This is a genomic window from Aeromicrobium sp. (assembly GCF_036676885.1).
Classification (GTDB): Bacteria; Actinomycetota; Actinomycetes; order Propionibacteriales; family Nocardioidaceae; genus Aeromicrobium.
In genome coordinates, this window is sequence record NZ_JAKFCB010000001.1 from 1 (window position 1) to 12,885 (window position 12,885).

11 protein-coding genes and 1 tRNA gene are annotated in these 12,885 nt (G+C 67.3%); 4 read left to right on the forward strand and 8 right to left on the reverse strand.

Annotated features, from left to right (window positions below; translation table 11 throughout):
• From V6M46_RS00005 to V6M46_RS00015, 3 genes are all read left to right on the forward strand, one after another.
• Positions 1 to 501, forward strand: a 501-nt coding sequence (locus V6M46_RS00005) for an alpha-hydroxy acid oxidase (protein ID WP_332661626.1), incomplete at its 5' end; no start/stop codon positions are given.
• Between the two features lie 112 nt (positions 502 to 613).
• Positions 614 to 687 (forward strand) — tRNA-Leu (locus V6M46_RS00010).
• A gap of 48 nt (positions 688 to 735) precedes the next feature.
• Complete coding sequence (locus V6M46_RS00015; RefSeq protein WP_332661627.1) at positions 736 to 1,308, forward strand: GNAT family N-acetyltransferase; 573 nt, start codon at positions 736 to 738, stop codon at positions 1,306 to 1,308.
• A 66-nt stretch (positions 1,309 to 1,374) separates the two neighbouring features.
• Here V6M46_RS00015 and V6M46_RS00020 read toward each other — a convergent pair whose 3' ends face one another.
• The 7 genes from V6M46_RS00020 to V6M46_RS00050 all read right to left on the reverse strand — a co-directional run bounded on the left by V6M46_RS00020 (position 1,375) and on the right by V6M46_RS00050 (position 10,291).
• A complete protein-coding gene (locus tag V6M46_RS00020) occupies positions 1,375 to 1,860 on the reverse strand; it encodes a DUF4383 domain-containing protein (protein WP_332661628.1) in 486 nt (161 codons plus the stop codon).
• A 154-nt stretch (positions 1,861 to 2,014) separates the two neighbouring features.
• Entirely contained in the window at positions 2,015 to 2,977 is a 963-nt protein-coding gene (locus V6M46_RS00025) for an ABC transporter substrate-binding protein (RefSeq protein WP_332661629.1), read from the reverse strand.
• 31 nt (positions 2,978 to 3,008) lie between these two features.
• Positions 3,009 to 5,030 carry an ABC transporter permease gene (locus V6M46_RS00030; RefSeq protein WP_332661630.1) on the reverse strand — a complete coding sequence of 674 codons (2,022 nt, stop codon included), beginning with the start codon at positions 5,028 to 5,030 and terminating at the stop codon, positions 3,009 to 3,011.
• Positions 5,027 to 6,067, reverse strand: a complete 1,041-nt coding sequence (locus tag V6M46_RS00035; protein WP_332661631.1) for a quaternary amine ABC transporter ATP-binding protein — start codon at positions 6,065 to 6,067, stop codon at positions 5,027 to 5,029. The genes V6M46_RS00030 and V6M46_RS00035 overlap by 4 nt, the downstream gene beginning before the upstream one ends.
• Positions 6,064 to 7,785, reverse strand: coding sequence for a choline dehydrogenase (betA, locus tag V6M46_RS00040; RefSeq protein ID WP_332661632.1), 1,722 nt, complete (start codon positions 7,783 to 7,785; stop codon positions 6,064 to 6,066). Before betA ends, V6M46_RS00035 begins: the two co-directional genes overlap by 4 nt.
• A 79-nt stretch (positions 7,786 to 7,864) precedes the next feature.
• Positions 7,865 to 9,346, reverse strand: a complete 1,482-nt coding sequence (locus V6M46_RS00045; RefSeq protein ID WP_332661633.1) for an aldehyde dehydrogenase family protein — start codon at positions 9,344 to 9,346, stop codon at positions 7,865 to 7,867.
• A 117-nt stretch (positions 9,347 to 9,463) separates the two neighbouring features.
• Entirely contained in the window at positions 9,464 to 10,291 is an 828-nt protein-coding gene (locus tag V6M46_RS00050) for an IclR family transcriptional regulator (RefSeq protein WP_332661634.1), read from the reverse strand.
• A gap of 78 nt (positions 10,292 to 10,369) precedes the next feature.
• On the opposite strand from V6M46_RS00050, the gene purU reads away from it, so the two are divergent.
• Complete coding sequence (gene purU, locus V6M46_RS00055) at positions 10,370 to 11,236, forward strand: formyltetrahydrofolate deformylase (protein WP_332661635.1); 867 nt, start codon at positions 10,370 to 10,372, stop codon at positions 11,234 to 11,236.
• Here the strand turns inward: purU and V6M46_RS00060 are convergent.
• A complete protein-coding gene (locus V6M46_RS00060; RefSeq protein ID WP_332661636.1) occupies positions 11,233 to 12,570 on the reverse strand; it encodes a helix-turn-helix transcriptional regulator in 1,338 nt (445 codons plus the stop codon). The two genes, purU and V6M46_RS00060, sit on opposite strands and share 4 nt — an antisense overlap.
• Between the last annotated feature and the right edge of the window lie 315 nt (positions 12,571 to 12,885).

Consider the following 12,885-nt stretch of genomic DNA (forward strand, 5'->3'; position numbering starts at 1 on the left):
GTCGCCGAGCTGCTGGACACGATGTTCGACCCGACGGTGACGTTCGACGACCTGGCGTGGATCAAGGACCAGTGGCACGGCAAGGTCGTGGTCAAGGGCGTGCAGAACGTCGATGATGCGGTCCGCCTGGCCGACCTGGGGGTCGACGCGGTGCTGCTGTCCAACCACGGCGGCCGCCAGCTCGACCGCGCTCCGGTGCCGTTCCACCTGCTGCCCCAGGTCAAGGCCGCGGTCGGCGACTCCGTCGAGATCCACCTCGACACCGGCATCATGTCGGGCCAGGACATCGTCGCCGCGCTCGCGCTGGGCGCGGACTTCACGCTGATCGGCCGGGCCTACCTGTACGGGCTCATGGCCGGCGGCCGCCGCGGCGTCGACCGTACGATCGAGATCCTCACGAAGGACATCGAGCGCACGATGCGACTCCTCGGTGTCACCAGCGTCGCCGAGCTCGAGCCCGGCCACGTGACGCAGCTGCAGCGGCTGACCCCGCGGGGCTGATCCCTCCTGGCGTGGAGCGGGACGAAGGAATCGGGTTTTGTCCGGCTATATGCGGACAAAACCCGATTCCTTCGTCCCGCTCCCGTTCTGGAGCGCCGATAGGCTGGGCCAGGCTCCCGTAGCCCAATCGGCAGAGGCAGATGGCTTAAACCCGTCACAGTGTGGGTTCGACCCCCACCGGGAGCACGTGCTCGTGGGCGCGTCATTGTCCGTCGTCGGTGGAAAGATGAACCCATGACGATCGAGGTGCGGCCGGCGAGCAGCTTCGAAGACGTGCGGACCATGGTCGGCCCCAAACAGCCCGACGCCAACGTGTGCTGGTGCCTGAGCTATCGCATCCCTTCCAAGGAGAACGTCGCACTCCGTGGCACGGAGCGCGGTGACCGCGTCGCCGAGCTGGTGCGCGAGGATCCGCCGCCGGGCGTGCTCGCGTACGACGGCGACGAGGTGGTGGGCTGGGCGGCGGTGCACCCGCGTGCCGACACGAGCTTCGCCCGCAACCGCAAGATCCCGCACGTCGACGACCTCGACGTGTGGTCGCTGTGGTGCATCCGCGTACGTCCGGGGCATCGCGGCACGGGCATCTCGCACTTCCTGGTGGCCGGCGCCGTCGACTTCGCCCGCGCCCATGGCGCTCCGGCCATCGAGGCATACCCGGTCGACAACGGCGACCGGAAGGTCGACCTCACGATGGCCTACGTCGGCACGCAGAAGCTGTTCGAGCGGGCCGGGTTCGTCAAGGTCGCCGACACCGCCTCGGTGATCAACGGCTTCCCCCGCGTGCTCATGCGCCTCGACCTGAGTTGAGCCGGAGCGCGGAACTCCGTCGGGACGCCGCCTCACCGTGCCCGACGGGGTTTACGCAGCTTCGCCTCAGGCCGCGTGGTGGCGGCCCCGCGGCCGGTAGTCGAAATGCCCTCCGTGCAGGCGCTGCTGGACGACCCAGCCCAGCGCGGCCATCCCGACGGTCAGCACGAGGTGCAACCAGTTGTCCGCCGAGTTGACCGGGACGAAGTTCTCGGCGCTCGCCTTGTCGACCACGACCCCGTAGACCGTGAGCACGCCGTAGACCGCGGCGCTCGCGTACAGGAACGGCGCCACGAATCGCGCCTGGGTCGCCGCGAGGAGCCCGCCGACACCGAACAGCAGGTGCACGATGTTGTGCAGGACCGAGACCGCGAAGACACCGAGCAGCTCGGCGCCGCTCTCGTGGCCTGCGAAGGTCATGCTGTCGTAGTCAGTGGTGACGCCCGGGATGAACCCGAGCACGCCGACCAACAGGAACACCACCCCGACGGCAGCCGCGACGGCCCTGGCGAACCGCCCGGCGTCCGTGGCGTTGTCTCGAATCTCAGCCATGATGCGTCCTTCCGCTGGGAGTTGCACCCCTGGAAAGAGCAATACCCACTGGTCAGACGGCCATTCGCGGGCACCGGCCGGAACGCCGTACGCCCCGAGGGCCGGAGCCTTCGGGGCGTACGAGCGTGTGTGCGCCGGGGTGGCGCGGTCGGGCCTACTTGAGCCAGGCCTCGACCTTGTCCGGGTTGTCGGCGATCCACTTCTTCGCGGCCTCGTCGGCATCCATCTTGTCCTCCGCGATGTACTTCGCGACGATGTTCTGGTCGTCGTTGGTCCACGTGAAGTTCTTGACGACGTCGTATGCCGGGCTGCCGGACTCCGCGAACTTCGTCGCGACGATCTTCTTCAGATCCGTCTTGGCGTAGTCGCAGGCGACCTTCTCGGGGTCGGAGTCACAACCCTCCTCATAGGGCGGGAGGTTGACCTTGACCAGCGGGACTTCCGAGAGGAACCACTGCGGCTCGTAGAAGTAGCCGATCATCGGCTTCTTGTTCTTCTCCGCCTGGCGGAACCCAGTGATCAGGGCCGCCTCGCTGCCGGCGTAGACGACCTTGAAGTCCAGCTTGAGGTTCTTGACCAGTGCCTCGTCGTTCGTGACGTACGACGGGTCGCCGTCGAGGAGCTGGCCCTTGCCGCCGGACTCCGACGTCTTGAACAGGTCGGCGTACTTGTTGAGGTTCTTGTAGTCCGTGATGTCCGGGTACTTCTCGGCCATCCACGGCGGCACGAACCAGCCGATCTGTCCGACGTTGCCGTTGGGTCCGGCATCGGTTGCGGACTTGTCGCCCTGGATGTACTTCTCCTCCAGGGCCGGGTGTCCCCAGTCCTCGATGATGACGTCGACGGTGCCCTTGGCGAAGCCCTGCCAGGCGACTTCCTCCTTGAGGTCCTTGTAGTCGACCTTGCAGCCGAGCTCCTGCTCGATGACGTTGCCGACCACGTGCGCCGAGGCCTCGTAGCCGACCCAGGGGTTGATCGCCATGTTGACGGTGGTGTCGCACTTCTTGTCGCCGCCACCGCTCTCCTCGATGTCCCCGCCCCCGCAGGCGGACAGCGCCAGCAAGGCGCTGGCCGCAAGTGCTGCGGTCAGGCTTGCTCTACTTCTGAGTGCCTTCATTCGTACTCCTTCGTGTGATGCCATCGTCAGCTCACGAACCAGTCGGTCGTGAGAAGAACCTGCGTTTTGCCGTGGCTTGGCGGGCCGACGTTCCTTGGGCCATCCGGTCGAGCATGATCGCGAGCGCGACGATGGCGATTCCCGCTGCGAGTCCCTTGCCGAACAGCTCGGTCTGCGAGAAGCCCGCGACGACGAGGTAGCCGAGCGCGCCTGCACCGACCAGACCGCCGATCACGACCATCGCGAAGACGTAGAGCATCCCCTGGTTGGTCGCGAGCGCGATGCCCTTGCGGGCCATCGGCAGCTGGACCTTCGTGATGAGCTGCCAGCGACTCGAGCCGGCCGACTGCGCCGCTTCCACGACGGTGGGCGACACCTCGCGGATCGCGTCGCAGACGAGCTTGATCGCGACGGGCGCCGCGTAGACGACCGCGGCGATGATCGCGGTGAAGCGGGTCGCCTCGAACAGCGCCAGTGCCGGCACGAGATAGACGAATGGGGGTACGACCTGGGCCGCGTCAAGCGTGGGCCGGACGATCAGGTCGACCGCGCGGCTCTGCGCCATCCAGACCCCGAACACCAGCGCGAGGATCATCGTGAGGATCGTCGCGACGAGCGTCATGGTCAGGGTGATCATGGCGTCCTGCCAGAGGCCCACGCCCAGGATCACGCCGATGCAGACGATCGAGGTCAGCAGCGAGCGTACGCCGCCGAACAGCAGCGACAGGGCCAGCAGCACGAACGAGACGAGCCACCACGGCGACTCGGCGAGCAGGGTCTGCAACGGGTTGAGCAGTCCGTACGTCAGCGCGTCCTTGATCGCATTGGTCGTGGTCGCGGCATTGTCGGTGAAGAACCCGGACACCGAGTCGGCCATCTTGGAGAACGGCGTGCCGAGGTCGGGGTCCTCCGGGAAGTTGGCCAGGTCGAGGTACTGGCGCGAGGCGATGATGCACGCAATCGTGGCGACACCACTGACGCCGAGCGCGATCCACCGGTTGCGTCTGCCGTGCTCGGACGGGATGGCTTCGCTCCGCACGCTCGCCGCCGTGGTGACGCGGTCGAGCATGATCGCCATGATGACGATGCAGAGTCCGGCCGTCGCGGCCCGGCCGACGTCGAGCGACTCGAGTGCCTTGATGACCGGCTGGCCGAGGCCGGGCCCGTCGACGAATGCCGCGATCGTGGCCATCGACAGCGCCGCCATGATGGTCTGGTTGACGCCGACGATGATCGTCCGCTTGGCCATCGGCAGCTGGACCTTGCGCAGCATCTGGGAGCGGCTCGTCCCGAGCGACTCCATCGCCTCGATCGTCTCGGCCGAGACGGTGCGGATGCCATGGGCGCTGATGCGGATGACCGGCGGGAGCGCGTAGATCAGGGTCACGATGACTGCCGCGGCCACGCCGATGCTGAAGAACAGCGTGATCGGCAACAGATAGACGAACGACGGCAGGGTCTGCAGGCCGTCGAGTATCGGGGTGATCACCGTGGTGGCGCGCTTGCTCCGGCCCATCCAGATGCCGATCGGGATGCCGATGATGAGGCAGATCGCGACCGCCATGAACGTCACGATCAGGGTGTCCATGCTGTCGGCCCAGTAGCCCAGCATGCCGAACAACGCGAAGCTGACGCCGGTCAGGACCGCCATGCGCCAGCCCGCGATCGCGAACGCGATCCACACGGCGACGGCCAGCACGCCGAGCCAGCCGATCTCGGGGACCGGGCGCGGGAATGCGGGCTGGCTGAGCAGCTCCTGCAGGAACACCGCGATGTTCTCGAGCGCGTTGCTGACCTTGTCGAGGCCCTGCAGGATCGCGCTCGAGCTCTGGGCCGACTCCAGCTTGTCGCTGAGCTCGCCGAGCCACTCCTGGAACCCCGTGAGGTCGGACCGGGCGAGCGGGAGCGTCGCGACGTCACGGAACGGGAAGCTGAGGACGACGAAGACCGCGAGGACGATCGCGACCGCCCGCCCGCGGTAGGACTGTTGTTCCGGCGCGGGAGGCGGCGCCTGTTCCTTGGACTCCGGCGGGATCGCCGTTGCGGTGCTCATGCCACCTCGCTGGGCTTCTCCTCGGCGACGATGACCCGCAGGATGTCGTCCTCGGTCACCACGCCCAGCAGCTCGCCGTTCTCGACGACCTTGACCGGCTTGTCCGAGTCGATGACGAGGCGCGCGGCGTTCTGGACGATCGTGCTCGGCGGGAGCTCGGGCCCGTCGAGGGCGTCGTCGGGCTCGGCCGGCCGCATGACCCATTTCAGCGTCAGGACGTGTGACTTCGGGACCTCGCTGACGAAGTCACGTACGTACTCGTCCGCGGGTGCGCCGACGACCTCGTCGGGTGTGCCGATCTGGACGACTTCGCCGTCGCGCATGATCAGGATGCGGTCGCCGAGCTTGAGCGCCTCCTGCAGGTCGTGGGTGATGAAGATCATCGTCTTCTTGACCTCGTGGTGCAGCCGGATGACCTCGTTCTGCATGTCGCGCCGGATCAGCGGATCGAGGGCCGAGAACGGCTCGTCGAACAGCAACAGCGACGGGTCGACGGCGAGCGCGCGGCCGAGTCCGACTCGCTGCTGCATGCCGCCGGACAGCTGATCGGGGTACGAGGTGGCGTTGCCGGCGAGGCCGACCAGGTCGAGCACCTCCTGCGCCTTGGCGTGGCGCTCGGCACGGCCGACTCCGCGCACCTCGAGCCCGTACGCGATGTTGTCGATGACGCGACGGTGCGGCAGCAGGCCGAAGTGCTGGAACACCATCGCGACGTGGGTGCGGCGGAGATTGCGCAGGGACGACTCCGACATCTTCAGGACGTCGTTGTCGTCGATCATGATCTCACCGGCGGTCGGCTCGATGAGCCGGGTGAGACACCGCACGAGCGTCGACTTGCCCGATCCGGACAGTCCCATGACGACGAAGACCTCGCCGCGCTTGACCTCGAAGCTGACGTCCTTGACGCCTGCGACGCAGCCCGTCCTCTTCCGGAGCTCCTCGCGGGACAGCTCCCCTTCGGGGCTGCCCGGGATGCGCGAGGCCTTGGGTCCGAAGACCTTCCACAGGTGGTCGACCTTGACGGCGATATCGGTCATGACTGCTCCACTCCTTGGGTGTGGGACGCGTTGCGCGGATCGCCCGGGGGGTACAACGGTGTGCCCTCACGGTGGCGGTAGTACGGAACGTCGGTGGCAGGCTCGAGCGGGGTGTTGCCGAGGATCAGGTCGGCGGCCTTCTCGGCGAGCATCATGATCGGCGCGTAGATGTTGCCGTTGGTCACGTACGGCATCGACGAGGCATCCACGACCCGCAGGCCGTCGACGCCGTGCACCCGCATGCTGGTCGGGTCGAGCACGCTCATGTCGTCGGTGCCCATCCGCGCGGTGCACGACGGGTGAAGTGCGGTCTCGGCGTCCTTGGCGACCCAGTCGAGGATCTCCTGATCGGTCTCGACCGACGGTCCGGGCGAGATCTCTCCGTCGTTGAACGGCTCGAACGCCGGCTGGTTGAGGATGCGCCGCGCGACGCGGATCATCTCGATCCATTCGCGGCGGTCCGTCTCGGTCGAGAGATAGTTGAACCGCAGGGCGGGATGCTCCTTCGGATCAGTGGACTTGATCTTCACGGTACCCCGACAGTCGGAGTACATCGGACCGATGTGCACCTGGTAGCCGTGCTCGGCCGCCGGCTGCGACCCGTCGTAACGGATCGCGATCGGCAGGAAGTGGAACATCAGGTTGGGGTAGTCCACCAGGTCGTTGCTGCGGACGAAGCCGCCGGCCTCGAAGTGGTTGGTCGCGCCGACGCCCTTGCGCAGGAACAGCCACTCCGCGCCGATGCGGGGCTTGTGCCGGTGCTTGAGCCACGGGCCGATCGACACCGGCTGCTTGCTGGCGTACTGGATGTAGACCTCGAGGTGGTCCTGGAGGTTCTCGCCGACCCCCGGCAGGTCGACGACCGACGTGATGCCGAGCGCCTGCAGCTCCGCCGCGTTGCCGATGCCGGCCAGCTGCAGCAGCTGCGGAGAGTTGATCGCACCGCCGCACAGGATGACTTCCTTGGCGTCGACGCTGCGGTGCAGCTTGCCGCCGCGCAGGTAGTCGACCCCGGTGACCCGGGTGCCCTCGGTGCGCAGGCCCGTGACGTGCGCCAGGGTCTCGACCCGGAGGTTGGGCCGGTTCATGACGGGGTGCAGGTATGCGCGCGCCGCGCTGAGCCGGCGGCCGCGGTGCACATTGCGGTCGAAGCGTGCGAAACCCTCCTGCCGGTAGCCGTTGACGTCGTCGGTCAGCGGGTAGCCGGCCTCCTGCGCGGCCTCGAGGAAGGCGCCGAACAAGGGGTTGGTCGCAGGTCCGCGTTCGAGGATCAGCGGGCCGGAGCCGCCGCGCCACTCGTCCTCGCCGGCAAGACAGGTCTCCATGCGCTTGAAGTACGGCAGGCAGTTGGCGTAACCCCACGACTCCATGCCGGGATCGGCGGCCCAGCGCTCGTAGTCGAGCGGGTTGCCGCGCTGGAAGATCATCCCGTTGATGCTGCTCGAGCCGCCGAGGACCTTGCCGCGCGCGTGGTAGACCTTGCGGCCGCCCATGAACGGCTCGGGCTCGGACTCGTACTTCCAGTCGTACAGCCGGTTGCCGATGGGGTAGGGGAGCGCCGCCGGCATGTGGATGAACGGATCGAGCTTGGAGTCGTTGCGGCCTGCCTCCAGGACGAGGACGCTCGTCGACGGGTCGGCGCTGAGCCGGTTGGCGAGCGCTGAGCCGGCTGAGCCGCCGCCGACGATGACGAAGTCGTAGGTCTTCTGCTTCGTCATGCCGTCGCCTCCCTGAAGAGCGAATGGTACGGAGGCGGCGGCATGACCCCACCCTGATCGTTCCTTCGCTGTCGCTCGCTCATACGCCCTCTGCTCCGTCGAACCAGCGTTGTGGTGTCGGGTCGATGTTGTGCCAGATGTGCTTGGTCTCGCGGTACTCCGCGAGACCGTCGAGGCCGAGCTCGCGCCCGAAGCCCGACTGCTTGTAGCCGCCCCACTCGGCCTGCGGCACGTACGGGTGGTAGTCGTTGATCCACACCGTGCCCATGCGCAGGCGGGCGGCGACCCGCTCGGCGCGGCCGGCCTGGGATGTCCAGACCGCCCCGGCCAGTCCGTAGATGCTGTCGTTGGCCTTGGCGACGGCATCGTCCTCGCCGTCGAACGGCTCGACCGTGAGGACCGGGCCGAATGACTCGTCGCGCACGACGCTCATCTCGGCGGTGCACCCGGTGAAGATCGTCGGCAGGTAGTAGAAGCCGTCGGCCAGCGCGGGGTCGTCCGGACGGGCTCCTCCGGTGCGAAGCTCGGCGCCCTCGGCGATGCCTGCTGCGACGTAGGCCTCGACCTTGTCGCGGTGGCCGGCGCTGATGAGCGGTCCGGTCTCTGCCTTGTCGTCGAACGGCCCACCGATGCGGATGAGCTCGGCGCGGCGTACGAGCTCGTCGACGAACTCGTCGTGGATCGAGGACTCGACGAGGAGGCGCGCGCCCGCCGAGCAGACCTGCCCTGAGTGGAGGAAGACCGCGGTCAGCGCGAAGTCGAGAGCGGTCTCGCGATCGGCGTCGGCGAACACGATGTTGGGGTTCTTGCCGCCGAGCTCGAGGGCGACCTTCTTGACGGTGGGGGCGGCGGCGGCCATGACGCCGCGGCCGGTGACCAGCCCACCGGTGAACGAGACCAGGTCGACCGAAGGATGAGTCGTGAGGGTCGGCCCGACCTCGGCGCCCGCGCCGAGCACGAGGTTGGCGACCCCGGGCGGTAGCCCGGCCTCGGCGAGTGCCCGCATCAGCCAGACCGCAGTGGACGGTGTCAGCTCGCTCGGCTTGAGCACGAACGTGTTGCCCGCGGCGATGGCCGGCGCGACCTTCCATGCGGTCTGCAGCAGCGGATAGTTCCACGGCGTGATCAGCGAGCACACGCCGACGGGCTCGTGCACGACCCGGCTGACGACTCCCGGTCGGCCGGTGTCGACCACGCGGCCGGACTCGGCGCCGGCGAGACCGGCGAAGTGCCGGAACACGCCCACGATGTCGTCGACGTCGTAGCGCGACTCGACGATGCGCTTGCCGGTGTCGAGCGACTCCAGCCGCGCGACCTCTTCCTTGTCGCGCTCGAGCAGGTCGGCCAGCCGATGCAGCAGGGCGCTGCGCTCCAGCGAGGACGTGGTCGGCCAGCGCCCGGTGTCGAACGCCCGGCGCGCCGCCTCGATCGCGAGCTCGGCGTCCTCGGGCCCGGCCTCGGGCACGGTCGCCACCAGACTGCCATCGGCGGGACAGTGAATTTCCCGTACGGCGCCGCCGACAGCCTGTCGCCACCCACCGTCGATGAAGAGCGCGGACATCTGTGCCTCCTCGCTCTGGAACGACTCGTGGACGTAACCCGCCCGACTCAGATATGTTGCGTATTAAACAACTAGTACTGCGCTACGCAACAACTGTCCCGCCATCTCGGCGTTACGTCAAGAGCCAATTTCGGCAGACGGACGCCTGGTGGCACGCCAGCCGAGCCGTTCGGAGACTTCATCGGCGACCTCGGTCACCTGCTGAACGGCCGCCTTGACCTTGCCCTCGTCGAAGCGGAACGTGGGTCCCGAGATCGACAGTGACGCGATCACGTCGCCGTGCGCGTTGCGCAGCGGGGCGGCAATCGCGGTCAGTCCCATCTCGAGCTCGTCGACCACCACGGCGTATCCGTTCTCGCGGACGGTGTCGATGTCGACGAGCAGCTTCTTGAGCGTCGTGATCGTGGCCGGCGTGTAGGCGCGGAGTCGCTGGCCCACCTCCGTCGTGATCTGGTCGGCGGTGAGGCCGGACAACAGGACCTTGCCGTTGGCGGTCGCATGCAGCGGTATCCGCTGGCCGACCCAGTTGTGGGGCTGCAGGGACGAGCTCCCGGCGATCTGGTCGAGGTACAACGCGGCACCTTCGGAACGCACCGCGATGTTGACCGTCTCGCCGGTTTCCGCGGCCAGCGCCCGAGCCAGCGGTCGCGTCTCCTGGACCACGTCGAGTCGCGCGGTGGTCGCGCCGGCGAGACGGAGGATGCCGACTCCCAGGCGGTACTTGCCGCGGTCAGCGTCCTGCTCGACGAGACCTCGCTGCTCGAGGGCGGCGATCAGCCTGAACGCCGTGGACTTGTGGACGCCGAGCTGCTCGGCGATCTTCGTGACGCCCGATTCTCCGTCGTGGGCGAGCATCTCGAGGATGCTGACCGCACGGTCCACCGACTGCACGGTGGTGGTTGCGGCCTTCGCGACTCCAGAATTGTCCAAGGAACTGTTGCTCATGACACGACTCTATTGCACAATTCACAACACGATGGGCCGACAGCGAAGTCCGGCCGAGTGTATTTCGAGGCGGGAACCATGGTGTCCGATCAGGATCAACTTCCTTCGTACGTGCTCACACTGGCGTGCCAGGACCGGCCGGGCCTGGTCTTCGCGGTGTCGTCCTGGCTCATGGACATGGGTGGAAACATCCTCGATTCCCAGCAGTTCGACGACCGCATGGGACACCAGTTCTTCATGCGGGTGCACTTCGAGGTCGGCGGCGTCGACCTGGATCAGATGCGCTCGTCGTTCGAGCAGGTCGCCGCGGTCTACGGCATGGACTGGCAGATGTTCTCCGCGGTCGCGCCCTACCGGACCCTGGTCCTGGTGTCGAAGTTCGGCCACTGCCTCAATGACCTGCTGTTCCGCCAGAGCACCAGCTCGCTCAACATCGTGATACCCGCGGTCGTCTCCAACCACCGCGACTTCGAGCGCCTCGCCGCGACCTATGACGTCCCCTACTACCACGTGCCGGTCACGCCGGACACCAAGGACCAGGCCGAGGCCCGTCTCCTCGAGCTCGTCGACGAGCTCGACATCGACCTGGTGGTGCTGGCGCGCTACATGCAGGTGCTGTCGGATGAGACCTGCAAGAAGCTCGAGGGCAAGGTGATCAACATCCATCACTCGTTCCTGCCGAGCTTCAAGGGAGCCAAGCCCTATCACCAGGCACATGAGCGCGGCGTCAAGCTGATCGGCGCGACGGCCCACTACGTCACTGCCGATCTCGACGAGGGGCCGATCATCGAACAGGACGTGACCCGGGTCAACCACCGGATGACGCCCCCCGAGATGGTTCAGGCCGGCCGCGACGTCGAGGCCCAGGTCCTGTCGCGAGCCGTGCGCTGGCACACCGAGCAACGGCTGCTCCTCGACGGCTCACGCGTCGTCGTCTTCCCCTAGGGTCGGTCGGCGCTGCTCGCCGAGACCGGCGGGGTGAACGGGCTGCGGTGATCAGCGACGAGCGCGGTGAGCTCGCCACGCGAGCTGACCCCCAGCTTGCGGAAGATCTTCGAGACATGGAACTTGACGGTGTTCTCACTGATCCCCAGAGCCAAGGCGATCCGGCGATTTCGACTGCCGGTTGCGATGAGCTGGATGACCTCGCGCTCGCGCGAGCTCAGGGTCGACAGCGCCGAGTCGTCGTTTCGCAGCGAGGGTGGATCCAGCGGCATGACGACCGCCATCTCCGAGCCCCACCCGCTCGTTGCCGAGAGCGTCAGCTGGCCGTGGAGCGCGCGGACCCGCTGCTGCAGTGGTTGGAGCTGAGTGCTCTCCGCCGACAGGGCTCCCGGACCGTCGTCTCGTACGTTGACGAGGAGGTTCGTGCCGTCGCAGTCCCATTGCACGCGAACCCGGGTGACCGCCGGTTGGTCGACCAGGGCGAGGATCGCACCGCGAACCACGGCCCTGGCCCCATGGGCCACCTCGCTCGGCAACGCTCGTCCGTCGACCGGGGGCTCCACGAACTGGACGTCGATGTCGCGGTACTTGACGAGGGGGCGCAGGTCGTCCCGTAGTCGCTCGAATGCCGTGGCCACGGGTTCCTCGGTGAAGGTGAGCACCCGGTCCGTCGAGGTGCGAAGGTGCACTGCCGCCTCGGTGGCGAGGTTCGTGGCGGCCTGACGGGCTGCGCGATCGTCGATGCTGCTGGTGCGGAGCACGGCGAGCATGGACTCCAGGGTCGTGGTGTAGCGATCGGCAAGCTCGGTGACGGCCTCGGCCCGTACGCTCGCCGCGGCTCGCGACTCCATCAGATAGACCGGAGAGGCCTCCTTGGCCTGCTGGTGGATCTGCAACGCGAGGATCTGCCAGAAATGAAACACCAGCTCATCGGACTCGCCGTGGCCCGGGTCCGTCATGACCAGGAGAGCGCCGGTCCTCGCGAGCGACCCCAGTGACGTCCGGGGTCGGCCGGCCAGCTGCCATTCGCCGCGCCGGAACTCTCCCGGCGAAAGGCTCGAGCTCACGGCTTCGAGCTCCGACAGGCTGATGTCCGAGATGAGCTTCGCGTCGCCGTGCTGCTTGCGCGGACTGCCGACGTCGTCCACGGCGAGGATCACCAGCGCCGAATGGGTGACCCAGCCCGAGAGGAAGGCCGAGAAGTGGCTCGCGACCTCTGACGGCGGCGACGCCAGCACCTCCTCGAGTCCGGCCAGGTCGCGCATGCTGCGTCGACGCAGGTCCGACGGGTTCACTCCGTCGGACGCTCCGGCAGTTCGTTCGGGTGGGCGCATCGGCTCAGGTTATCCGGCCCGGGTTCGCCGACCTACCCCTTCGGGTAGTCAGGGCCATCCCGAAAGGCAGTCGTTCTGCCCCATGCATTGAGTCACGCTCAACGAAACAACCATTGCGCCTCGTTGAAAGGAATGGACATGCCAGAAAACAGGGCTGTCGCGTACAAGGGACCGGGAGTCGTCGAGGTCATCGACATCGACTATCCGTCGTTCGAGCTGAAGGACGGGCCCGGGGTCAACCCCGCGAACATCGGTCGCAAGGTGCCGCACGGGGTCATCCTGAAGACGGTCACGACGAACATCTGTGGGTCGGAC

Excerpts from the sequence above, each read along its gene's own strand:
- V6M46_RS00015 (WP_332661627.1), top strand. The coding sequence starts at position 736 with ATGACGATCGAGGTGCGGCCGGCGAGCAGCTTCGAAGACGTGCGGACC.
- V6M46_RS00020 (WP_332661628.1), bottom strand. The coding sequence starts at position 1,860 with ATGGCTGAGATTCGAGACAACGCCACGGACGCCGGGCGGTTCGCCAGG.
- V6M46_RS00025 (WP_332661629.1), bottom strand. The coding sequence starts at position 2,977 with ATGAAGGCACTCAGAAGTAGAGCAAGCCTGACCGCAGCACTTGCGGCC.
- V6M46_RS00030 (WP_332661630.1), bottom strand. The coding sequence starts at position 5,030 with ATGAGCACCGCAACGGCGATCCCGCCGGAGTCCAAGGAACAGGCGCCG.
- V6M46_RS00035 (WP_332661631.1), bottom strand. The coding sequence starts at position 6,067 with ATGACCGATATCGCCGTCAAGGTCGACCACCTGTGGAAGGTCTTCGGA.
- betA (WP_332661632.1), bottom strand. The coding sequence starts at position 7,785 with ATGACGAAGCAGAAGACCTACGACTTCGTCATCGTCGGCGGCGGCTCA.
- V6M46_RS00045 (WP_332661633.1), bottom strand. The coding sequence starts at position 9,346 with ATGTCCGCGCTCTTCATCGACGGTGGGTGGCGACAGGCTGTCGGCGGC.
- V6M46_RS00050 (WP_332661634.1), bottom strand. The coding sequence starts at position 10,291 with ATGAGCAACAGTTCCTTGGACAATTCTGGAGTCGCGAAGGCCGCAACC.
- purU (WP_332661635.1), top strand. The coding sequence starts at position 10,370 with ATGGTGTCCGATCAGGATCAACTTCCTTCGTACGTGCTCACACTGGCG.
- V6M46_RS00060 (WP_332661636.1), bottom strand. The coding sequence starts at position 12,570 with ATGCGCCCACCCGAACGAACTGCCGGAGCGTCCGACGGAGTGAACCCG.